This window comes from Clostridium sp. AF02-29 (assembly GCF_934835585.1).
Classification (GTDB): domain Bacteria; phylum Bacillota; class Clostridia; order Lachnospirales; family Lachnospiraceae; genus Otoolea; species Otoolea fessa.
Window position 1 is genome coordinate 24,034 of the sequence record NZ_CAKVZK010000022.1, and the last position, 22,562, is coordinate 46,595.

Consider the following 22,562-nt stretch of genomic DNA (forward strand, 5'->3'; position numbering starts at 1 on the left):
GGTATTTTCGAATCAACATAGAAAGGAAGTATATGCAATGAAATATGTCGGATATTACAATGGAGAAATCGGTCCCCTCGAGGAAATGAAAATCCCGATGTTGGACCGCGCCGTTTATTTTGGAGATGGCTGCTACGATGCCACCACCTTTGCAAACAACAACATTTTTGCCGCAGACGACCACCTCGACCGTTTCTACAACAGCTGCAAGCTGCTGGAAATCCCGTTTGAAATGTCGCGCGAAGAACTGCGTGCCGAGCTGCAGAAATGCATCGATGCCAATGAGATTGACCACGGTATGCTGTACTGGCAGTGTTCCCGCGGAACTACCTATCGTGGACATCAGTTTCCACCTGCTTCCGTAAAACCAAATCTGATGATTTTTACTGTTCCGTGCGACCTGATTCCATTTGATAAGACTTTCCGCCTGATCTCGATGGAGGACACCCGTTTCCTTCACTGCAACATCAAGACGCTGAACCTGATTCCAAGTGTCATTGCTTACCAGCGCTGCATCGAACAGGGCTGTCAGGAAACGGTCTTCCACCGCGGCGAACGCGTCACCGAATGCGCCCACAGCAATATCTTAATCATCAAGAACGGCGTTCTCTGCACCCCACCGAGAGATAATCTGATTCTTCCGGGCATCACGTTAAAACATCTTCTGATGTTAGCTGAGAAAAACGGCATCCCGACCAGCGAGGCACCATTTACCATGCAGGAACTGGCAGACGCCGACGAAATCATCGTCAGCAGCTCCGGCGGGCTCTGCATCCAGGCCGTTGAACTCGATGGAAAACCAATCGGAGGAAAAGATCCGAAGACGCTGAAGACTTTGCAGGATGCTTATGCGGAGTTTTATGCGGAAGATACGAAGGTACGGTAAAAATCCATAAATTTTCCAATCAAGGGCTGTCACTCAAAACGTGGCAGCTCTTTTTCGCTTGCGACATGTTTCTGCTTCGCGCAAGTGCGCATCCTCGCGGAGCATTTTTTGTTTCATAGGACGCAATTTCCTATGAAATAAAATAAGGGGATCCCTGTATTTACAAGGATCCCCAGAAAGCGGAGACGGAGGGATTCGAACCCTCGTGCCGGGATGAACCGACAAACGCATTTCGAGTGCGCCGCGTTACGGCCGCTTCGCTACGTCTCCAGATATTAGGTGTTTCTCTTCGAAACACCTATACTATTATACATGATATTTTGACTTTTGTCATCTGTTTTTTTCACTATTTACTGATAATACGCATCAATTCCGTTCGCAATTCCCCCGGCAATCAATTCCTGATAATCATCCTGTGCCATCTTCTGATCTTCTTCCGGGTTGCTCATAAAGCCCATCTCGACAATGGAAACCGGAATCTTACACCAGTTGATGCCGCTCATGCTGTCTGTCTCCTGCACACCGCGGTTCTTGAAGCCGGTTGCCGCGCAGACAGAGTCCGTGATCTTCTTGGAAAGAGAATAGCTTGCCGCGTGAAGCCCGCCGTTGTACGGGTTGGTCGCCGTCTGGCACATGGAGAGTGTTCCGTTGACCGTCGTGTTATCCAGCGAATTGCCATGAATCCGGACAAAAATGGAGGCGCCGCTCTTGTTGGCGATCTCCGCTCTCTCCGCATTGCTTAAGTTGACATCGTTGGACTCCCGGATCATGACGACCTGATAGCCTCTCTCTTCCAGAATCCGTTTTAACTTCTTCGAAACGGATAAAGTCAGCTCATATTCCGGCAGCTTCGTCGATACGCCCTCGGTGCCGGAAGCCACCTTCGCCTTCATGGTCGAGGAGCCCGGTCCAACTGGTTCTTTGTCCGGATTGCCCTTTGCCTGATGTCCCGCGTCGATCGCTACGATACGTCCGTTGGACACCGGTGCACCCTGTGCATCCGCTTCTGCCCCCTGCGCTGTAACCGTTGCTTCCTCACTGCCCGGCTCGGTCGTCGTCAGGTATTCGGAACGGATAAAACAGCTCTTGTCCTTATAAAGCACCTCGCTCCAGCCGTCTCCGATACCGACGCGCTGCACGCTGTCGCCCTGATTCAGCTGTGTCACAATCTCATACTCCGTTCCACAGCCCGAACGCACGTTGAGCAGGTTCTCAGTCGCATACACTGTCTCATCGACACTCTGGAAGCCGCTCGCCGTCGTTTTGTCACTCTCCAGCTCGCTCTGATCCGCAACCGCCGCTGCATCCGCCTCCTGAATGCCCTGTGCATCTTCCAGCTCCAGACTTCGCTTTGCCGCATTCGGCACCTGTTTCTTCGCTGTCTGTTCCGCCGGTTCTGTCTCAGCAGCCGCCATCTGCACCTGCTTCTGTGCCTGATTCGGAAGGGTAAATCCCGCATGGCTTACGCCAATGGAACCCGCCGCGACCACAATCGCGGTCACCGCCGCCCAGAAACGTTTCCGGTAATCCGGTGTGCCTGGCTTTCTTTTTCTGCTTTCTCCTCTTGCCATTTATAAAAAACTCCAATCTTACAGAAGATTCTAACCTCTCCATGATCCATGCATTCACTGTTTCCAATCAATCGCATCGCAGCGCAACTTTGATGCCGACAGAGATTTCTGCCCAATTAAAATCTTCTTTCATTTCTAAATTATTCGATCGTACCGCCGCCTACGACATATTCGCCGTCATAAAAAACGACTGCCTGTCCCGGCGTCGCCGCTCTCTGCGGCTCATCAAATACGCATTCCACCCGATCTTCGCCAATCTTGCGGATCGTACAGGATGCCCCTTTGTGGCTGTAACGAATCTTCGCACTGACGCGCATCTCCTGATCGCCCAGATCCTCAATCGCCATCCAGTTGAGGTTCCGGCAGGTCAGGCGGTTAGAAAAGACGTCCTCATTTTCCCCGATCACAACCTCGTTCGTCTCCGGACGGATCTCCGTCACGAACACCGGATGACCGAGTGCCAGATTTAAACCCTTTCTCTGTCCCACCGTATAATGGGTAATTCCTTTATGACGACCTAAAATATTGCCGTACTTATCTACAAAATTGCCTTCGTCAATCCGGCAATCACTATTTTCCTCGATAAATTTTGCATAATCGTTGTCCGGCACGAAACAGATCTCCTGACTGTCCGGCTTGTGTGCCACCGGAAGTCCAATCTCCTCCGCCATCTCTCGAATCTTGTCTTTCGTATATTCGCCGACCGGCATCAAAGTGTGTGCAAGCTGATGCTGGGTCAGGTTATAAAGCGCGTAGGTCTGATCCTTCGCCGCCGTCGCAGACTTGCAGATCGCATAGCGGCCATTCGGCAGCTTTCTCACGCGCGCATAATGTCCCGTTGCAATATAATCAGCCCCAATTTCCAGACTTCTCTGCAAAAGGGACTCCCATTTTACATATCGGTTACAGGCAATACATGGATTCGGCGTGTGTCCGTCCAGATATTCCTGTACAAAGTAATCCATGACATTTTCTTTGAACTCTTTTTTGAAGTTCATCACGTAATACGGGATCTCAAGCCGTTCCGCAACCCGTCTGGCATCATCGACAGCGCTCAGACCACAGCAGCCGCCGTGCTCTTCCTGCTCTACATTCGTCTCATCCTGCCAGATCTGCATTGTGACGCCGATCACATCGTATCCTTGTTCTTTTAAAAGCCAGGCAGCCACGGAGGAGTCAACTCCTCCTGACATGCCGACTACTACTTTTTTCTTTTTCATCAATACTCTTCTTCGACTTCTTCCTCGCCGATATCCGTCTTCGGTTTTACGAGTCCTTTGATCTCAATGCCATTCTTCTGAGCATAATCCCAGAGAGCAGCGTGAATTGCCTCCTCTGCAAGCAGAGAACAGTGTACCTTAACTGGCGGAAGTCCGTCCAGTGCCTCCATAACGGCTTTGTTGGTAACTTCCATCGCTTCCTGGATGGTTTTTCCTTTTACCATCTCGGTCGCCATGCTGCTGGTCGCAACGGCTGCACCGCAGCCAAATGTTTTAAATTTTACATCCTGGATGATCTGGTTGTCATCGATATCCAGGTAAATACGCATAATATCACCGCATTTTGCGTTGCCGACGGTACCCATACCGCTGGCATTTTCAATCTCGCCTACATTTCTCGGATGCTGGAAATGATCCATTACTTTCTCTGAATACATCGGGTGTTTCCTCTCTATATCTTCATTCACTGTGGATGTTCATTTTGCTTAAAATGTCTAAATCTTACTGCTGCGGATGTTTCTTAATGTAATCCTCATACAGCGGAGACATAGAACGAAGACGTTCTACAATCTTCTTTAAGCAGTCTACCGTGAAATCAATCTGCTCCATGGTTGTCTCGGCTGACAGGGTCAGACGCAGGGAACCGTGTGCAATCTCATGCGGCAGTCCGATCGCCAGAAGTACATGGGACGGATCCAGGGATCCGGAGGTACATGCAGAACCGCTGGAACCACAGATGCCTTCCATGTCAAGCATGATCAGCATGGATTCACCCTCGATGAACTGGAATGCAAAGTTTGCATTGTTGGAAAGTCTCTGGGACGGATGTCCGTTGAGGCGTGCAAATGGAATTTCTTTTAATACACGCTCGATCAGGTGGTCACGCATCGCTTTTTCTTTTGCTGTGCGCTCTTCCATCGTCGCCATCGCAATCTCAACTGCCTTGCCGAATCCTACGATACCAGCCGTATTCTCGGTACCGCCGCGGCGTTTACGCTCCTGTGCGCCGCCGTGGATGAAGGAACGTGTCTTTAATCCGGTACGGATATAAAGGAAGCCGGTTCCCTTCGGTCCATTTAACTTGTGGGCGCTGGAACTGAGCATATCGATATGGCACTCATCTACATTGATCGGAACATGACAAAATGCCTGTACCGCATCGGTGTGGAATAAAATGCCGTGTTTCTTCGCAATCTCACCAATTTCCTTGATCGGCTCAATCGTACCGATCTCATTGTTTGCAAACATAACAGAGATGAGGATGGTGTCCGGACGGATCGCCTTCTCCAGCTCGTCTAATTTAACAACACCGAACTCATCTACATCCAGATAAGTAACCTCAAAGCCTCTCTGCTCCAGGTACTCACAGGTGTGCAGAATCGCATGGTGCTCAATCTTGGTCGTGATAATGTGCTTGCCCTTTGCCTGATATGCCTCTGCTGTGGAAATCAGCGCCCAGTTATCAGACTCCGTGCCGCCGTAGGTAAAGTAAATCTCGTTGGACTTTGCGCCCAGCGCTTTCGCGATCGTCTCGCGAGCCTGTGCAATCGCTCTCTTCGGCTCTGCCGAAAATTCATAAACGGAAGACGGGTTGCCGTAATACTCCGTAAAATACGGGAGCATTGCCTCCACTACTTCCGGACGCGTTTTGGTTGTCGCCGCATTGTCCAGATAAATCAACTGTTTCATAACTAATAAATCCGCCTTTCTTCTTAGTGTATGCACGCCTGCCTTTATTGTGATTGTATCACACGGAATCTCACGGCAGGAACTCCCCGCCTGTAAACATTTGCTGCGTACATAGTTTGTAGCAATAAAGGTAAAAGCTTCATCTACGTTCTTTATTATTATATAGGAAAATTGAAAAAATACAAGCAAGAATGAGCGGGTTTTTGAAAAAACCTAGTTAAAAATGGGGTATATAATGTGCTCTCTACTAAAAAAGCTGCTCTACTTATCCAGACAATAAAAACTAAACTCTCCTTCCGCCAGCGTTTTCTCGCTCCCATCCTCATGAATGATCGACCGGCAGTTCACGATGCTTTTTCCTCTTTTAATAAAAGAAGCTTCTGCCACCAGCTCTTTCTCCCCCATGCTGGAGCGCAGGTAACGGAAGCTGGTGTCCAGCGTCACGTATTTGCGTCCGTTGCCTCTCGCAAGCAGCCCTGCCGCCATCTCGCCCATGATAAACATCAGCCCGCCATGGACACTTCCCATCGCATTGCGCCCGGTATCTCCCGCCTGTGCGCGGACTTCGGCGCGATCTGCATCCAGATAGGTGGCATAGATGCCATTGTGGCGCATAAATGGGTTGTTTTCGTTGACAGTTTTAATTTGGGCCTGCCAGAATGCCTGCTGGGATTCTGACTGGTAATTGTTTTTTGACTTGTTCGCATCATTTTGTGTTGTCATCATTTTCTCCTTTCCATAATCTCTAGCGATTAGCTTTTTCCGTCTCCAAAATCAAATAAAATTCGAACCCTTTCTATATATAGCATACTAAAGGAAGTGTTCGAATTTTATTTATATTACATAATCTTATCACTCTTTGAACGATTACATTTCCAGCATAAGGTTTGAAGGTTACTCTCCTCAGTAAGTCCTCCTTTTGCAACTGGAATAATGTGATCAATTTCTAACAAAAGATTAGGTTCTTTAAAAGTAGAATTTCCACAATTACAGCAGGTAAAATTATCTCTGTTTTTAATATAGTCCCGCAGCTTTTTAGTCATTAAAGTTCTTTGCTCTTTAGCAAATGCTTTCGCCGTAAGCTTATTTTCAAGCATATTGACAAGCTCAACTATCGTTTCTTCGGTCATTGGTATAGTGAAAGAACGCTGTGCAAATCCTCCCCCAGAAGTGTATGTAAACTTATATTCAACAGTAAGCACACTCTCATCAATATATGCGAAACCTAACCTCGTATAAAAACCAGCTTCATCATTTTCCATAACATAGCTAGGAACATCTCCAATATACTGCTGATATTTCTGCTTGTAATTTTCAATGATTTGTTTTGCCTCTTTCAAGGTTTCTAACTCTTCTATAAGCAGCTGTAACTTCTGTATCTGCTGAGGATACATTTCTTTATTAGGGTAGAAATACTTGACTATATATTCCAATGGATTATTTTCCGCGCTTGCAAATACTGTAGCCGATACTTCCGCTGTAAATGGAGTAATACTCTTTTTATAAGGACGAATATAGTTATGTTCATCATCAACAACCGTTTCATTCCGAACAACTCGTGTTCCAAACAATTTAGATATAGATTGAACTTTTTCATTAATGTATTCATTGAATTCTCGTTGTGTACTCATTAAAGCATCACAAGTATCTTTAATTTTTTGAAATTCAGATGAATCATAGTAATCGAGAATTATCTGATTTCCATTTACAATTTTCTTTATATCCTCTTCAACACGTAAAATAAAATTACTAATAACACCCCATTCTTCACTATCTATTGCCTTGATTTTCTTAATACTATTAACGGTTCTATCAAACAGTTGCGCTATTAAATTATCTAATTTTCCCTGATCGCCTCTAATTACTAGAAGCTCCCTATTTTCATTTGCGTAATCAATAACATTATTTACTCTATCGTAAAATTCATGTTGTTTTTGAGCAAGAGCTTCTTTTTGTTGCTCTTTTAAATATTTATTATATTCTCCCTTTCCCATAAGAATAGAAGGATCTTCCTTATATTTATCAAGATCTCGCTGATTTACACATATTATTTTTTTTGCCAGGTGATTTCCAGCTGAAGAAATATACTCTACTAAAATTCTATAATCATCCGCATATTTCAGGTTTTCATTGATCTTCTCTACAATGCGTTTATACATTGAATGTTTCTTAAAATCATTTTCTCCTAAAAATTTTTTTAATATCTCTGCCTTTTTATGTTTAAGTTGAATTACTTTTTCTGCTGCTGCGAATTTTTCTTTGTTTTCCTTGAAAAACTTTATATCATCATATTTTTCTAATGTTTGACGGCTCTTAACAGCTACATAGGCATCAATATTAGCAATAATATTCCAATTTGAAAATCCCAGATTTTTAAGAACCTCTGACTCTAATTTATTATATCTATAATCCGCTACTGTTTTCAAAACTACATATACCAGTATTATAAACACCACCAGCATAACTATCTCCATCTGTACTCCCCCTAACTATTTCATTTTGCAAAATACACATTTGTATGGACTTTATTATACCACAACTTTCATGCTTTAAGATAGACTTTTTATTAAACCTTTACATTCCCTATTTATCCAAATAAAAAACCGTCCAGCTAGGAGGGGTCAACTCCTGACTAAACGGTTTTTTATTAAATCTTTGCTCCACTTCTGCCTTGAAATCCGTTACCCAATCGGCAGCAATTCCGTGGAAACGCACGTTATCCTCCAAGAGGGAATCTTCGGATAACTGCTGTAGTGCTGTCATTGGCTTCTGACCGCACATGGAGGGTTGATGCAATAGGGTTTACATAAATAAAAAGAAATAAACTGGTAACGGATACCTGTCAATACTTATACATAAAAGGGTTTGGTATAGAATCAGGCCGGTTCTTCACTTGACATATCGCTATTGTAATATTATTATATATTATTAGGATACTTCTAAGTGAAAACTCTTGTTTTTTCCTGATGGCTATAATATAACACGCATCAACTTGAAATGCCATCCCCGGAACGAGAATATAAATATTGTTTTTTTACAATAATATAAGCATTTAAAAATAGTCCTATAAAGCAAAGGCTAATTAAGCCAAATGGAGGCAGAAAAATGTATATTAAAAACCCGGAGTATTTTATTACCACCGTCCGTGAGGGAAGCATTTCCAAAGCGGCTGAAAAATTATATCTGTCACAGCCATATTTAAGCCAGTGTATCGCACGAACTGAAAAGGAATTAGGCGTCAAGCTCTTCGATCGCAGCCATATGCCGCTCAAACTAACTGAGGCAGGAAAAATCTATATGCGTTATCTGGAAAGTGTCGGAGTCCTGACCGGGCAGTTTGAGGAACAGCTCGGCGAGCTGAAAACGGGACGCAGCCGTACTCTGAATGTCGGCATGACGCTGTGGCGCGGATCCGTCCTGCTGCCGGATATCCTGCCAAGCTACTCTGAAAGCCACCCGGATGTCCGCATCACCTTACGTGAACACCACACTGCCCAGCTTTCCAAGCTGTTACAGGAGGATCAGATCGATTTCGCCCTGATGAATATGCCGCTCAATCTGGATGATTTCGTCTATGACACCATTTTCAACGAACGCCTCCTTCTGGTAGCCAGCAAGGACCATCCGGCTATCCGCGGTCTGGAAGCAGGCACTCCGGATCATCCGCTTCCAATCGATATGAAAAAGCTGCGCCGGGAACGCTTCATCCTGCTGCAGGAGGATCAGGTCATGGGACACGCCATGAAAAACCTCTTTGCCAAGATGAATATGGAGCCAAAGGATGCCCTATACACCACCAGCAGTACGACTTCGGTCAACCTGGCGGCAAGAGGATTTGGCATCACCTTCCTCCCGGAAGGCGGAATCCGCCACACTGCCCACGTGGAGCAGCTTGCATTCTTCACCGTAGACAATCCACCGTTCAGCGTGCCGCTGCTGCTTTTATATAAAAAGAACAGCATTATTTCACCACACGCGAAGGATTTTATCGATATGGTGAAGGAGTATTACCGGAATCTGGAGGAAAAGAAGATTCAGGCATAAGAATTTGCTCTTTCTCTGTGCATTCTGTTTCTACATATAAAACAACGAAAAAGACGCTGTGCAGAAGCCTCATTACTTCTTGCACAGCGTCTTTTTATCCGAAATTTAACCGAGCATCTAGGTTGCGATTATTCAGCCTTCTCAGACTCCTTCTTTGCATTCAGGTACTCCTGGATGTTTGCCATAACCTCATCTGCGTTCAGACCATGTACCATGCAAGCCTCCTCCAGAGACTCACCGATCGAAGACGGACAGCCAACACAGTGCATGCCTGCCTCCATCAGAACATATGCAATACCCATATCATACTGAAGCATCTCGCCCATCGTGGTTGCTTTTGTGATTTCCATGATAAATTTTCCTTTCTATTCATACTTGCAGTCTCTTACGCAGCTTTGCAGTTTTCACCGCCGCTGCAAAAACACCGCGATTATTCTTATGCTTTCTTATATTAACACGAATCGCGCGGTTTTACTATCTTTTTTTGTGAAACATAAAAAATGTTACGATTCACTGGAAAAATTTTTCTGAGCTGAAAATTTTGTACAATCCGGCAGCAGCATGGCTATTCTCTTGCATCCTCTTCTTATTTCTCTTATAATTACCATGATTGTTCTATGTTTTCCTGTATTGAGAATACGATAGTCACTGGCTCCGTTTTTCTGCCTGTGTCGGAAAACATTTTAATTTTTATACATAAGGAGTTTTATAAAATGGAGCCTTTTTCCATGTTACAATTACTACTATCCGAAAATCAATTCGAGCTTATTTTCCCGGAAACAGATAACGCTACCCCTAGCACGATCCGCCTGGTTTACCTGATGAATGATGCAGTCGAAAGTTTCCTTCTCTTCCACAACGCCCGCCTGACCGGTACCTACGATCCGGCATACGAGGGCGAACTCGATGCCCTCTTAACCCAGGATGAAAACAGACGCTATGCCCTGATCGTCCATCAGGGAGGCTCGGTTGTCACACTCTTTTTCGAAGATCTGACTCTCGAAAATCACTACTATGACTACAGTCAGATCGGGCACTTCTGGATGAAAGGCTACGAATACCTCCGCCAGCTCGAATACCGCATCGCCATCCTGCGCGACAAGCTCGACTATCTGGGCGAAGAATCCTGCAGCACAGAAGAACGGGAACTTGCCGCCCTCACGGAATTTCCTCCTTTAAACGTCTGCTGCTACCCGGCGGTTCCAGAAAAATACCGCGTCGTCCGCAAAAATCCCTGGCACCTCTCCGAAGACGCTTCGCGCGTCTTCCAGTCCATCGCCATCGAAGCCGGTGATCCAAAACTGCTACATCGCCTGAAAGACTATGAGCAGCGCCCCACCAAGCGCCGCGCCCGTCAGATTGCCCGCCTCCTGCACCGGAACGCCCATGCCAAGACAGTCGATCTCCTGGCCCGGAAGCTTCAAAAAGCCTCTTCCGCCTACCCGTCCCGCACCTTCGGAAAAGCCCAGCAGACCCGTCACCTAGCGCTCGAACTTCTTGCCCAAAAAAGACAGAAAGAGCTTGAAAAGCGCGGCATCCGCTCCGAACTGCTGCGCGAAGAACCCTTTACGACAGCGCAGGATTCGATTGAATTTAAGGTGCATTTAATGATATGGGAGAAAGGGGTTTGGAACCGTAAGGCGCGGATTGAGACTTGGGAAGATAAATAATCGGAGAGTTTTTTCAATAACCCCTTCACAATTCCACACCTGTCATCTCATCCACATGAGCCATATCCGTAGTGGGACGCGAAAAAACTGAGAGCGGCTTCCAGTGCTGCTGCCATAGCCTTCTGAGCTGTCAGTTGTACGCGTTTTGAACACATCTGTCCGAATGAGGCGGAAGTCCGTCGCAGGCGAACAGATGTTGTGAAAGCAAGCGAACTACGACAGACAGAGAGGCGGCGGCAACGCTGCCGGAAATGGATCAACTGGACATGGCAGCACGGACGGTACCAGCGGCGCAAATCAGACAGCCATGATCGGAAAACCGATGATGCTGATGAACAAGGAAGAAAAGATTCGTGCACTCGACTATCTTGACCAGAAAGGCGTCTTCAAGATCACAAAAACCAGCCTGCTCCTGTGCGACGCGATGCAGATTTCCAAGTATACACTGTATAACTACTTGGAAGAGGCGCGGATTTCACGAAAGAGTGAAACGAATGAATAAGAATCATAAACTAATTCTTTCAACCTCTGTTTGCTTATCCTTTTATTCATTTTAAAATATAAAAGACCTGAAGAGCAGCCATTTACCGCACCTTTCAGGTCTTTTTATATTCATTTACCATATTTACATTATTTTCTTAATTTTTCTATTATTGTTGCTTCTTACCTATTCTTTTTATCCTATAAACAGACACCACGCCGGAATCGTAATCATCGAAATCAGTGTCGTGAGCACTACCGTTTTCGCTGCAAACGGTGCATCGCTGTCATAGCGCGCCGCAAAGATCGCTGCAGTTGCACCGGCTGGCATTCCCGTCATGATGACTGCTACACCTGCTGCCACCGGATCCAATCCGGCCACCAGGCTGATTCCATATGCCAGAAGCGGAAGAAGGAACAGACGAAGCACACTGAATTTGAGAGCCGTCGGATTAATAATCTCACGCAGTTTGACATCGGTCAGAATCGTGCCGATAATGAACATCGTCAGCGCTGAATTACAGTTTCCGATGTATGTCACCGTCGATTTCAGCACGCCCGGAAGCTGCAGCTGCGTCGCCATCAGGAACATGCCAATGTAGACGCCGACCAGACACGGATGCGTCAGGACATTTTTCAATACCTTTTTCCGATCGGAACCACCGCCAACAAAATAAGACGTACCCGCCGACCACATGACGACGCGCATCGGAATCAAGAAAATAGACGCATAGAGAAGTCCCATGCTTCCATACACACCCTCTGCGACCGGATTTCCGAGAAATCCGCCGTTAGAAACGATCGTGCAGTATTGGAGCACCTTCCGATGCTGCTCCGAGTAGCCCTTAAACAGCACTTTGTTAAGCGCCACACAGACAAGCTGCAAAACAAAGCCAACCGCCAGCAGCAGTCCGCAGGTTTTAAAAATCGAAGCATCAAATGAAATCAGGCACGATTTCACGATATTGCAGGGAATCACGATGTTCACACAGAGATCCGTCAGGCATTTTTCTCCCTCCTTGCTGATGATCCCACGCCGTTTTAGTATCGCGCCCGCCAGTATCATCAGGAATAAAGCCCCCTGTAGGTTGCAAAGTTCGAGTAAATTCATATGGGGCTTCCTCCTTTTTTGTACGACATGCCTTTTATACTGCAATCCTTCTCACTCTGTATCCACTCCAAATACATGAATAAGCCGTTTACAAACACAAAATCCTTGTAAACTATTTCAAAATCAACTCACTCTTGCCCACCATCTATAACAACACAAACCAGCTTACCCCTTTTTTACCAGCCGCATCAAAAAACTCCAGATCGGCAATATGTACAGATACGATGCCACCGCCACACTCGCAATCGGCGCACCGACGGCTGCCAGCGGAACAGCTCCGGCGATCGACCACGGAACCAGCGGTGCCAGCACAACCGCCGTATTTTCCAGATCGATTGCAAATCGTTTATTATCTGGATTTCCTTCTTTGCAGAGCTGATGGGTCAGCATAATCGAGAGTGTCTGGTTGCAGGCAATCATGGAGGCAACCGCCGCCACCGCAAAGGTCGCACCGAACGGAGTAATTTTCCGGCTCAGTGCCTCTATTTTCCCCTGAATCGGCTTCAAGAGCCCGGTTCCCTCGAAAATTCCCGCATAACAGGAAGAAAGGCTTACGATCGCAGCCACCTTAATCATTGATTTCAAACCGCCGCCGTTCATCATGGCATTGAGCGCCGGATCGTTTGCCTGATAACCGGTCAGACACATCTGTAAAATTTCCCCGAATGACCGCCCCTGGAGCACCACGCTCAAAAATGCCGCCAGAATAATACTGATCAGCATCGTTTTCTTGACTTCCACGCGAAAAGTGGACAGCACCAGAATGATCGCCGCCGGAATCACCGCGCTCCAGTGAAGCACAAAACTATTGGAAAACAGCCCTTCCACATCCATCCGTCCGTTTCCGGCACTCATGGAACGTCCCACGATATAATAGAGAATACATGTAGCCACAAATGGCACCAGGGATGTCTTTATCATTTCGCGGATATTTTCATAAATATCCGTCTTCGTCAGCACACAGACGAGATTCGCACTGGACGATACCGGTGAACAGCGGTCGCCAAAATAGATGCCCGAAAGAATCGCGCCGCCGATCCAGAACGGGTCAAGCTCCATCGCACGTCCCATCGCCATACAGATAACACCCATCGTCGCGCCGGTTCCAAAGGAGGTTCCGGTCAGGATCGACACCATACAGTTAAGAAGGAACGCGATCAGCAGAAATGCCGACGGCGACACCAGCTTCGACGACCAGCACACGATCACCGCAATCGTGCCGGATGCCCGCCACAGCGCTGTGATAAAGCCGATCAGTCCGAAAATCATCAGGATATTGCGGACGGTTTTAACGCCGGAAAGCGACATTTTTCCAAGTTCCGCGAGGCTGTGCTTCCGAATCAGGCCATACGCACAGAAAATCAGATAGCCGCCCGCCAGTGCCCAAAGCACGGACGCGCCGGTAAACACGCAGCCTGCCAGCGCTGCGATGAATGCAAGTAATACAATTCCCTCCAGCATACTTCCTCTCTCTTTCCTACCAACCTGTTATTTTTCATCATAATCTTTTGTTTTTGATGTTTTTAGTATATTCCTGTTCCACCTTAATGTCCATCTGTTATTTTATGTATTAAATACAGCTAATTTTTGTATCTTACGCAAAAAATCCCTGCTTTTTCTCTATTCGTTTGTTTCTTGATCTAAAAAAGAAGACTTCCCAACATTTTATAATCGTCCAGCTTTCTTCTACTTTTTTCTATTTCTTCATATACTTTTCTAACATACCCTCCCCGGAGATCTGCTATGCGAAGATTTCATCCTTTGATTACCGGAACCCTGCTCCTGACGGCAGTCGGATTTTTCTGCCGGATTCTCGGCTTTTTCTACCGCATCTTTCTCTCCCGGACGATCGGCGCCGAAGGTCTGGGTTTATATCAGATGATTTTTCCCATACATGGCATCGCATTTGCTCTCTGCGCCGGTCCAATCCAGACTTCACTCTCCCGCCTGACCGCCGCCTCCCCGGAAAAGGGACGCGCCTTTTTGCGGGTCAGCCTCGCACTCTCACTATCGATCGCCCTGCCGCTGACCTCTTTGATCTACACCTTCGCCGATTTTCTCGCCGCGCGCGTCCTTCTTGCGCCCGAATGTGCGCCGCTTCTGCCCGCACTCGCCCTCTCGATCCCCTTCTGCGCGATCCATGCCTGCTGCTGCGGGTATTATTATGGGCTCAAAAAAACGGCAGTCCCGGCATTTTCACAGGTGGTCGAGCAGTGCATCCGCATTTTCTCCGTCCTGCTGATCGTCCATGTCTGCCACACGAACAGGATTCCGATCACGGTGCTGCTGGCTGTCTGGGGGCTGTTGATCGGGGAAGCGGCTTCGGCGGTGTTCTGTCTGTTAGTTTATGGATGCTCGAAGTCCGTTGCCATACTGCCAAATGCAAACACACCTATTACTCCCCTGCTCCTCCCCCTCCTCACCATGGCACTCCCCCTCATGGCGAATCGCCTCACGCTCAGCTTTCTCCAAAGCCTCGAAGCCATCTTTGTACCGAACCAGCTTCTCCTCTCCGGGCTCTCGCGGGTTGAATCGGTCAGTATTTACGGAGTTCTCACAGGCATGGCACTCCCCTTTATCCTCTTTCCATCCGCCATCACCAACTCCCTCGCCGTCGTCCTGCTCCCGGCAGTCTCGGAGGCGCAGGCGCAGAATCAGCCGGACAAAATCGAACACACCATCTCCATGGCGCTCCGATACAGCCTGTACATGGGAATTCTCTGCGTCGGGCTCTTCACCCGCTTCGGTCCAGCACTGGGCGAAACCTTTTACCACAACGCCGATGCCGGACGTTTCATCCAGATTTTATCCTGGCTCTGCCCGTTTCTCTACCTCTCCACCACCATGGGAAGTATTTTAAACGGGCTTGGGAAAACGGGAACCGTCTTCCTCCACCATACGGTTTCCATGCTTCTCACCCTGTCGCTCGTCCTTTTCGCCATCCCGCGATGGGGAATTTTCGCCTATCTGGCAGCGCTTCTCATCAGCGAACTGGTGCTCGCCTTTCTCCACATCCACGCCCTCGCCTGCGAAGTCCCGATCCGGCTGCCGCTTGGCCAAGGGATCGTAAAGCCCGTCTTCTGCCTCCTGACAGCGCTTGGAATCCTGCAGGGTCTTGAGAGGTCAAATCACCTTTTACACACTCTTTTTACGTTTGAAACACTCCCGCACCTGTTTCCGTCGGTGCTTTTCCAGGCTGGGGGTCTCTGTCTTTTGTATGCGGGCGGACTGCTTTTATTACATAAAAAAATATAAAAAATGGCATCGAACTGATTCCAATGCCATTCTCGTTTTAATCCTAACCTGTTTACTGCTTTTATAAAATTATATTTGATAATACAGCTTCCTCTTAACCGTCTTCTATGCTATCATAAGTCTATCATAAATACTAAGTTCAGCCATTTCGTTCGGCTCTGCTTCAATATCACTGCTGCCAAGTCAATCCGCAGCATCAGATATCACACAAATCATTTACTACACATACGGAGGTTCCTAATCATGCTTACAATTGGATGTCTTCTTTCCTCTTCCCGCGGCTATCTCGCCATGGGAAAGGAAGCGGTCAAAATAAATGCCAATACGTTTCAGTTTTTTACCCGGAATCCGCGCGGTGCCAAAGCCAAAGACATCGATCCAGAAGATGTTGCTAAATTTTTTTCATTTGCAAAAGAACATGGGATTGAAAAAATTCTCGCCCATGCTCCTTACACCTTGAATGCCTGCTCTGCCGATGAGGGAATCCGTGACTTTGCCCGCCGCACCATGGCGGATGACCTGGCGCGCATGGAATACACACCGGGAAACTGCTATAATTTCCATCCGGGAAGCCATGTAAAGCAGGGCGTTGAAACCGGCATTGCCTTCATTGCCGAAATGTTAAATTCCATTTTGAAACCGGAACAGACTACAACCGTTCTTCTGGAAACCATGTCAGGAAAAGGAAGTGAAGTCGGCAGCCGCTTTGAAGAGCTTCGGGAAATCATCGACCGCATTGAACTCTCCGACCATCTCGGTGTCTGCCTGGATACCTGCCATATCTGGGATGGCGGCTATGACATCGTCAATCACCTGGATGAGGTTCTCACCGAATTTGACCGCGTCATCGGTCTTTCCCGTCTGCGCGCCATCCACTTGAATGACAGCCTGAATCCGCTTGGCGCTCACAAAGACCGCCATGCACGCATCGGCGAAGGTTACATCGGAGCCGAAGCCCTGATCCGCGTCGTACAGCATCCCGCGTTAAAGCATCTTCCCTTCTATCTGGAAACGCCGAACGATCCGGATGGATATGCGGCGGAAATCGCGCTGATGCGGGAACATGCCCGGTAATTTAGATGGAACGCATATAAGACTTGCGCGCGTAATCTAGAAGAGTGGATTTCCTATTTCTGCTCTTCCTGATTTTCTTTCTCCCACTCCCCAAATTCCGGAAGTCTCCTTATAAATCCACTGAACTCTGGTACCGTAAAATCCAATTCTTTATAGCGGACTGCATAAATAATCCCTTTATTGATCAGCTGCGCTCTCGACGTAGAAATGGCACTGACCGTCTTATGCATAACCTGCGCAATATTTGAAATCGTACATGGCAGTTTATCGCATGAGACCATTGCAAAAATAAACTTCTTATCCGCTTCCGAACATCTCTCGTAGCGCACCTTAAAAAATCCATTATCTAAGTTATGGAAAAATTCTGGAATGCAGGATTCCACATGTTTCTCATCGATCCGCTTTCCATCTGTGTTCTGAAAGACAATCTGGCATAATTGCTGGATAAAAAATGGATAGCCCTTCGTAATATCAATGATTTCTCCAACCGCCTCGTCCGTATAGGAAACATTTAATTTTTCCGCTGGTTTCCGGATTGCCTCGATCGACTGATCGCGATCCAGAGAATCTATCTCTTTATAAATAAACAGCCGTTCCGAATATGATTTTGCTTCCGACAGCATGGCATAAATTTTAGGCAGTCCAGCTCCAATCAGCATAAGAGGATAGCCAAGCTGATTGGTCCGATGAAGTGCCGCAATTAAAGCTCCCAGCTCTTCCGGTTTCATATACTGAATTTCATCAATAAAAAAACAAAGCGGCGATTCCGTCTTATACGCCGTTTCCCCTAACGCCGTAAATACATCTGTCAGGCTCTGTGTCAGGTTACTTGTACGATACAGCTCCCGCTCCTGCAGCGACAGCGAAAATGTATTTCCATCTGGATCAAATGAAACAATCAAAGATTTAATTGCATCCAATGGCTTCTGTATCAGTGATTTAAATTTTTCTGCAGTACTGATCTGACGCAAAAAAGCCTGCGAACAGCTTGCAATCTGAGAAATAAAATCTTTTCGTTCTTCCACCTCAATGTGTTTACAAAAAATTCCTTTTTCTTCGGCAATTTCCTGAAGCTTATTGATAAGAACGGTCTTTCCCACTCCTCTTAAACCGCTGAAAATAACCGACTGGGTCGGAATCCCCAATTTCAGGGCATCAAGCAAATCCCGGATCGCATCCATATCGGCATCTCTTCCAGCCAGATACGTCGGCATCAAGCCCGCGCCGGGTCTGTATGGATTAATTTTAAACATACCAATCACCTCTGCGTTCATTATCCCATTTTCATACGTACAAGTCAATGGCAATCCGCTTTTAAGTATCAAAAAGTATCGTTTTTATTCTATAACTTTTAGAAAAGGCTGTCGCCCCAGGCACTCAATCTGCTTCCAATCCATGGAACCAAATTTAAATTTGCCTGATGTGACAGCCTTTTTCTCTTTTTATTCCTGCTCATCCTCTTTCAGCACGTACGGCGTCATCTGGTATACATAGTAATTCAGCCAGTTCGTGTACAGCGTGTTGGACATATTTCTCCATTTCAGCACCGGCATGGAAAATGGATCGTTGTCCGGGTAATAGTTGCACGGTACCTGCGGATTTAAGCCTTTTTTCAGATCGCGGTGGTACTCGTTGTTTAACGTCATGCGATCATACTCTGGATGCCCCTGAACGAAAATCTGGCTTCCATCCTGGTTCATCACCAGAAATACGCCAGCCTCATCCGATTTCGCCAGAATCTGCAATTCCGGATGTTTCAGAATATCCTCTTCCCGGTCTTCCGTGTAACGGGAATGCGGGCAGTAAAAATAATCATCGAGACTACGGACCAGCGGGATCTTCCGGTTCAAAAGACGATGTCTGTAAATGCCGGAAAGCTTTGTCTTTCTCTGATGTTTCTGAATTCCATAATGATAATAGAGTCCCGCCTGCATGCCCCAGCAGATATGAAGTGTCGAAGTCACATGCGTCTTGCTCCACTCCATGATCTTCGTCAGCTCGTCCCAGTAGTTGATCTCCTCGAACTCCATATTCTCCACCGGCGCGCCGGTAATAATCATACCATCAAAGCGCTTGCGGCGGATCTCGTCAAACGTCACATAAAACTTATTCAGATGCGTCTGCGATGTATTTTTCGAAACGTGCGTTTCCAGCATCAGGAATGAACAGTCCACCTGCAGCGGTGTATTCGAAAGTGCCCGCAGAAGCTGCGTCTCCGTATCCTCCTTGATCGGCATCAGGTTCAGAATCAAAATCTCAAGCGGACGAATATCCTGGCTCATCGCCCGATCCTCATCCATCACAAATATATTCTCCGATTCCAAAATTGCCTTAGCAGGAAGATCCTTTTGTATTTTAATTGGCATAGTTATATATCCCCTTTTTATATAAAATTCGTTTGAATTTTAGGATTCTATTATATACCGATATGATTCATTTCTACTTACAATAAAAACTATATCAGCATTCCTAATCATAACACAAGCTGCAAAAAAAAGCCAGCTAAACACAGTCTGGCGTCCGGCTTTTCACCTCTCCTATAGCTTCAAAAACTCCTCCTCCGAAAGAATCGGCACCCCCAATTCCCGCGCCTTCTTATTCTTCGAAGACGACGACGCCACATCATTATTGATCAGATAATTCGTCTTGGACGTCACGCTTCCAGTCACCTTGCCGCCGCGGCGCTCAATCAGCTCCTGCAGCTCTTTCCGGTTTTTGAAATGTTCCAGCGAACCGGTAATGACGAAATTCATCCCGGCGAATGCCTCATCTGCACCCTCGCTGCTTTCTTCGTCTCCTGCCTCAAAGGTCAGCTCCGCCAGCAGATGATCAACGATCGCATTATTCTTTCCATCCGAAAAGAATGCCGTCCACGCCTGCGCCAGAACTTCCCCGATTCCATCAATCTCGACCAGCTCTTCCACGGTGGCATGGCGCATCGCCTCAAAATCATTTTTAAAATGACGGCAAATCATCTTGGCATTTGCCAGACCGATGCCTGCAACGCCCAAACCGTACACCATTCTCGGCAGGGTCGTGTGGGACGCTTTCTCAGCCGCCGCAATCAGATTGTCATACGATTTCTGCCCGAATCCGTCCATCTCGACGATCTCTTCCTGATGGCGGTCCAGATGGAAAATGTCCGCATACTCATGAATCATGCCGACGCCGATAAATTTCTCCAGCGTCGCCTCTGAAAGTCCCGCAATATTTAAGGCATCGCGGCTTGTAAAAAGAGTAAAACTCTTGATCTTCTTCGCCTGGCAGTCCGGGTTCGTGCAGTAGAGTGATTTTACATCGTTGAGCTGGCGCACCTCCGTCTGACCGCCGCACACCGGACATGCCTCCGGAATATCCCGGACGCCGCTGCGCGTCAGGTTATCCGCGATCTGCGGAATGATCATATTTGCCTTATAAACCGTAATCCGGTCGCCTGCCCCCAGCTCCAGCGCCTCCATGATGCTGATGTTGTGAACACTGGCGCGGCTGACCGTCGTTCCCTCCAGCTCAACCGGTTCAAATACTGCCACCGGGTTAATCAGCCCCGTTCTCGACGCGCTCCATTCAATATAGAGAAGCTTCGTCTCCTGAATCTCATCCGCCCACTTGAATGCGATCGAATCGCGCGGGAATTTTGCCGTCCGCCCCAGCGACTGGCCGTAGGCAATATCATCATACAAAAGCACCAGTCCATCCGACGGCGTATCATTTTCCGCAATCGCCTCAGAATACATTTTGACCGTCTCCGGCAGCGTCTCTTTTGTCACCTCATGGTACTCTACGACCTCAAACCCCTGTGTTTTCAGCCATTCAAACTGCTCTTTCCGCGAATTTTTGAAATCAATGCCATCCGCCTTTACAAGGCTGAACGCATAAAAATGGACCTGTCTCTGCGCTGTGATTTCGCTGTTTAACTGACGCACCGAACCGCTGCATAAGTTTCGCGGATTCTTATATTTCGCATCGACATCCTCGATCTGCTCATTGATCTTCTCAAAATCCGAATACCGGATGATCGCCTCGCCACGCAGGATAAGCTCACCCTGGTAGGAAATATTTAACGGCACATTGACGAACGCCTTTGCATTTGCCGTGATAACCTCGCCGATCTCACCATTTCCACGCGTAACCGCCTTGACAAGTGTTCCATTCTGATAGGTCAGGACGATCGTCAGACCGTCCATCTTCCAGGATAAAAGCCCGGTCTGCCCGCCGAGCCAGTCTGCCAGCTCTTCCACGCTCTTCGTCTTATTTAACGAAAGCATCGGTTTCTCATGGCGCTCCTTCGGAAGCGCACTGACTACCTCATATCCTACATTCTGCGTCGGGCTGTTCGCAAACACAATTCCCGTCTCTTTCTCCAATGAAACCAGTTCATCATAAAGCTTATCATACTCAAAGTTGCTCATGATCTCCCGGCTCTCCTGATAATAGGCGCGCCCTGCTGCCCGCAGCGTCCCAATCAGCTCCCGTATCCGTTTTGTCTTGTCCTCTGCCATCTATCTGACTCCACCTTTCCCATCGCTCTCTCCACTGCCTCTGAATGCGTTTTCAAGCATTTCTATGCAACCTCATATGTGAACCTGCACTGACTGCCAGACAACATTGTCTCAGCCATTCTTCTTTCCGTTCAAAATATCTTCTAATTTCTGTCTCTCTGCCGCTGTCACTTCCCGGTACTCGCCTGTTTTCAGCCCATCCAGCGTAATGTTCAGCATCCGAACGCGTTTTAACGTCTGCACCTGGTACCCCAGCGCCTCGCACATCCGGCGGATCTGGCGGTTGAGTCCCTGGGTCAGAATGATCCGGAAACTCGTCTTCCCGGTCTTTTCCACCTCACAAGGACGGGTAACCGTATCTAAAATCTTCACTCCTGCGCTCATCTTCCGGACAAACTCACTATCAATGGGTTTATCCACCGTTACCAGATATTCCTTTTCATGTCCGTAACGAGCCCTTAGAATCCGATTGACCAGCTCGCCCTCATTCGTCATGAGAAGCAGCCCTTCTGAATCCTTGTCCAGACGCCCGATCGGGTAAATCCGGACCGGATAATCTAAAAATTCTACGATATTTTCTGCCCGATCTTTATCAGAAGTCGTGCAGACAATCCCCCGCGGCTTATTGACCGCTAAAAGCACCGGCGCATCCTTGCCGGACACCACTACGCCATCGCACGCCACGCGCTGTCCCGGCATCAGCTTCTGCCCGACCTCTGCCACGCGCCCATCGATCGTCACACGCCCGTCCGCGATCCGCCGATCCGCCTCTCGCCGGGAGCAGATGCCCGCCTCGCTCAAAAAGCGATTCAAACGAACGCCTTCCGCTGGAATCCGGGATTCCTGTTTTTCACTTGGCTGTGCTCTCTTGTATGATTTATCATTTTGATTTTTTTGCATTTTATTCATCTCATTTCGATTTATTGTGCCGTAGGATTCCGGCAACCAAAGTATAAAAATTATAACATTTTCGTCCATGGGGGTGAACCTCACATGGCTAAAGTCACATGCTTCTCAGCCGTTTTAAACGGCAAGACTAAATATCGGCGGATACGCCAGTAAC

19 protein-coding genes and 1 tRNA gene are annotated in these 22,562 nt (G+C 47.4%); 6 read left to right on the forward strand and 14 right to left on the reverse strand.

Features of this window, described 5'->3' with window-relative positions; translation table 11 throughout:
• Window positions 1-37 precede the first annotated feature (37 nt).
• A complete protein-coding gene (locus PUQ60_RS07095) occupies window positions 38-886 on the forward strand; it encodes an aminotransferase class IV (RefSeq protein WP_273379426.1) in 849 nt (282 codons plus the stop codon).
• A gap of 180 nt (window positions 887-1,066) precedes the next feature.
• Here PUQ60_RS07095 and PUQ60_RS07100 read toward each other — a convergent pair.
• The 7 genes from PUQ60_RS07100 to PUQ60_RS07130 form a co-directional block, all read right to left on the reverse strand.
• Window positions 1,067-1,156: transfer RNA gene (locus tag PUQ60_RS07100), tRNA-Ser, on the reverse strand.
• An 80-nt stretch (window positions 1,157-1,236) separates the two neighbouring features.
• Window positions 1,237-2,457 carry an N-acetylmuramoyl-L-alanine amidase gene (locus PUQ60_RS07105; RefSeq protein ID WP_273379428.1) on the reverse strand — a complete coding sequence of 407 codons (1,221 nt, stop codon included), beginning with the start codon at window positions 2,455-2,457 and terminating at the stop codon, window positions 1,237-1,239.
• Window positions 2,458-2,597: 140 nt separating this feature from the next.
• The gene (gene mnmA / locus PUQ60_RS07110) at window positions 2,598-3,677 is read right to left on the reverse strand and encodes a tRNA 2-thiouridine(34) synthase MnmA (RefSeq protein WP_022358752.1); all 1,080 of its coding nucleotides are present in this window, start codon (window positions 3,675-3,677) and stop codon (window positions 2,598-2,600) included.
• Window positions 3,677-4,114 (reverse strand): Fe-S cluster assembly scaffold protein NifU, encoded by a 438-nt coding sequence (gene nifU / locus PUQ60_RS07115; protein ID WP_117795995.1) that lies wholly within the window; start codon window positions 4,112-4,114, stop codon window positions 3,677-3,679. The genes mnmA and nifU overlap by 1 nt, the downstream gene beginning before the upstream one ends.
• 64 nt (window positions 4,115-4,178) lie before the next feature.
• Window positions 4,179-5,366 (reverse strand): cysteine desulfurase NifS, encoded by a 1,188-nt coding sequence (gene nifS, locus PUQ60_RS07120; protein ID WP_022358754.1) that lies wholly within the window; start codon window positions 5,364-5,366, stop codon window positions 4,179-4,181.
• Window positions 5,367-5,627: 261 nt separating this feature from the next.
• Window positions 5,628-6,092: a PaaI family thioesterase gene (locus PUQ60_RS07125; RefSeq protein ID WP_273379434.1), complete on the reverse strand. Its 465-nt coding sequence runs from the start codon at window positions 6,090-6,092 to the stop codon at window positions 5,628-5,630.
• 113 nt (window positions 6,093-6,205) lie between these two features.
• A complete protein-coding gene (locus PUQ60_RS07130) occupies window positions 6,206-7,840 on the reverse strand; it encodes an HNH endonuclease (RefSeq protein WP_273379436.1) in 1,635 nt (544 codons plus the stop codon).
• A 631-nt stretch (window positions 7,841-8,471) separates the two neighbouring features.
• On the opposite strand from PUQ60_RS07130, the gene PUQ60_RS07135 reads away from it, so the two are divergent.
• Entirely contained in the window at window positions 8,472-9,410 is a 939-nt protein-coding gene (locus PUQ60_RS07135; RefSeq protein WP_273379438.1) for a LysR family transcriptional regulator, read from the forward strand.
• Window positions 9,411-9,538: 128 nt separating this feature from the next.
• Here PUQ60_RS07135 and PUQ60_RS07140 read toward each other — a convergent pair whose 3' ends face one another.
• Window positions 9,539-9,760 (reverse strand): DUF1858 domain-containing protein, encoded by a 222-nt coding sequence (locus tag PUQ60_RS07140; RefSeq protein WP_022358756.1) that lies wholly within the window; start codon window positions 9,758-9,760, stop codon window positions 9,539-9,541.
• Window positions 9,761-10,123: 363 nt separating this feature from the next.
• Between PUQ60_RS07140 and PUQ60_RS07145 the strand changes: the two genes are divergently transcribed.
• Together PUQ60_RS07145 and PUQ60_RS07150 are read left to right on the forward strand one after the other, a co-directional pair.
• Window positions 10,124-11,080 carry a DUF3878 family protein gene (locus PUQ60_RS07145; protein ID WP_273379440.1) on the forward strand — a complete coding sequence of 319 codons (957 nt, stop codon included), beginning with the start codon at window positions 10,124-10,126 and terminating at the stop codon, window positions 11,078-11,080.
• A gap of 307 nt (window positions 11,081-11,387) precedes the next feature.
• On the forward strand, window positions 11,388-11,582 hold the full coding sequence (locus PUQ60_RS07150; RefSeq protein WP_273379442.1) for a helix-turn-helix domain-containing protein: 195 nt from the start codon (window positions 11,388-11,390) through the stop codon (window positions 11,580-11,582).
• A 174-nt stretch (window positions 11,583-11,756) separates the two neighbouring features.
• Here the strand turns inward: PUQ60_RS07150 and PUQ60_RS07155 are convergent, their stop codons facing one another.
• Together PUQ60_RS07155 and PUQ60_RS07160 are read right to left on the reverse strand one after the other, a co-directional pair.
• A complete protein-coding gene (locus PUQ60_RS07155) occupies window positions 11,757-12,671 on the reverse strand; it encodes an AEC family transporter (RefSeq protein ID WP_273379444.1) in 915 nt (304 codons plus the stop codon).
• Window positions 12,672-12,836: 165 nt separating this feature from the next.
• On the reverse strand, window positions 12,837-14,132 hold the full coding sequence (locus tag PUQ60_RS07160) for a Na+/H+ antiporter NhaC family protein (protein ID WP_273379446.1): 1,296 nt from the start codon (window positions 14,130-14,132) through the stop codon (window positions 12,837-12,839).
• A 282-nt stretch (window positions 14,133-14,414) separates the two neighbouring features.
• Here PUQ60_RS07160 and PUQ60_RS07165 point away from each other — a divergent pair, with 282 nt between their 5' ends.
• Both PUQ60_RS07165 and PUQ60_RS07170 read left to right on the forward strand, forming a co-directional pair.
• Entirely contained in the window at window positions 14,415-15,926 is a 1,512-nt protein-coding gene (locus PUQ60_RS07165) for a polysaccharide biosynthesis protein (protein ID WP_273379448.1), read from the forward strand.
• Between the two features lie 243 nt (window positions 15,927-16,169).
• A complete protein-coding gene (locus tag PUQ60_RS07170) occupies window positions 16,170-17,000 on the forward strand; it encodes a deoxyribonuclease IV (protein WP_273379449.1) in 831 nt (276 codons plus the stop codon).
• 53 nt (window positions 17,001-17,053) lie between these two features.
• On the opposite strand, the gene PUQ60_RS07175 is transcribed toward PUQ60_RS07170, so the two are convergent.
• From PUQ60_RS07175 to PUQ60_RS07190, 4 genes are all read right to left on the reverse strand, one after another.
• On the reverse strand, window positions 17,054-18,253 hold the full coding sequence (locus PUQ60_RS07175) for an ATP-binding protein (RefSeq protein ID WP_273379450.1): 1,200 nt from the start codon (window positions 18,251-18,253) through the stop codon (window positions 17,054-17,056).
• Between the two features lie 189 nt (window positions 18,254-18,442).
• Entirely contained in the window at window positions 18,443-19,366 is a 924-nt protein-coding gene (metA, locus tag PUQ60_RS07180; RefSeq protein ID WP_107001283.1) for a homoserine O-succinyltransferase, read from the reverse strand.
• Between the two features lie 171 nt (window positions 19,367-19,537).
• Complete coding sequence (ligA, locus tag PUQ60_RS07185; protein WP_118638514.1) at window positions 19,538-21,499, reverse strand: NAD-dependent DNA ligase LigA; 1,962 nt, start codon at window positions 21,497-21,499, stop codon at window positions 19,538-19,540.
• A 111-nt stretch (window positions 21,500-21,610) separates the two neighbouring features.
• On the reverse strand, window positions 21,611-22,312 hold the full coding sequence (locus tag PUQ60_RS07190; protein ID WP_337411730.1) for a pseudouridine synthase: 702 nt from the start codon (window positions 22,310-22,312) through the stop codon (window positions 21,611-21,613).
• Window positions 22,313-22,562: the final 250 nt, after the last annotated feature.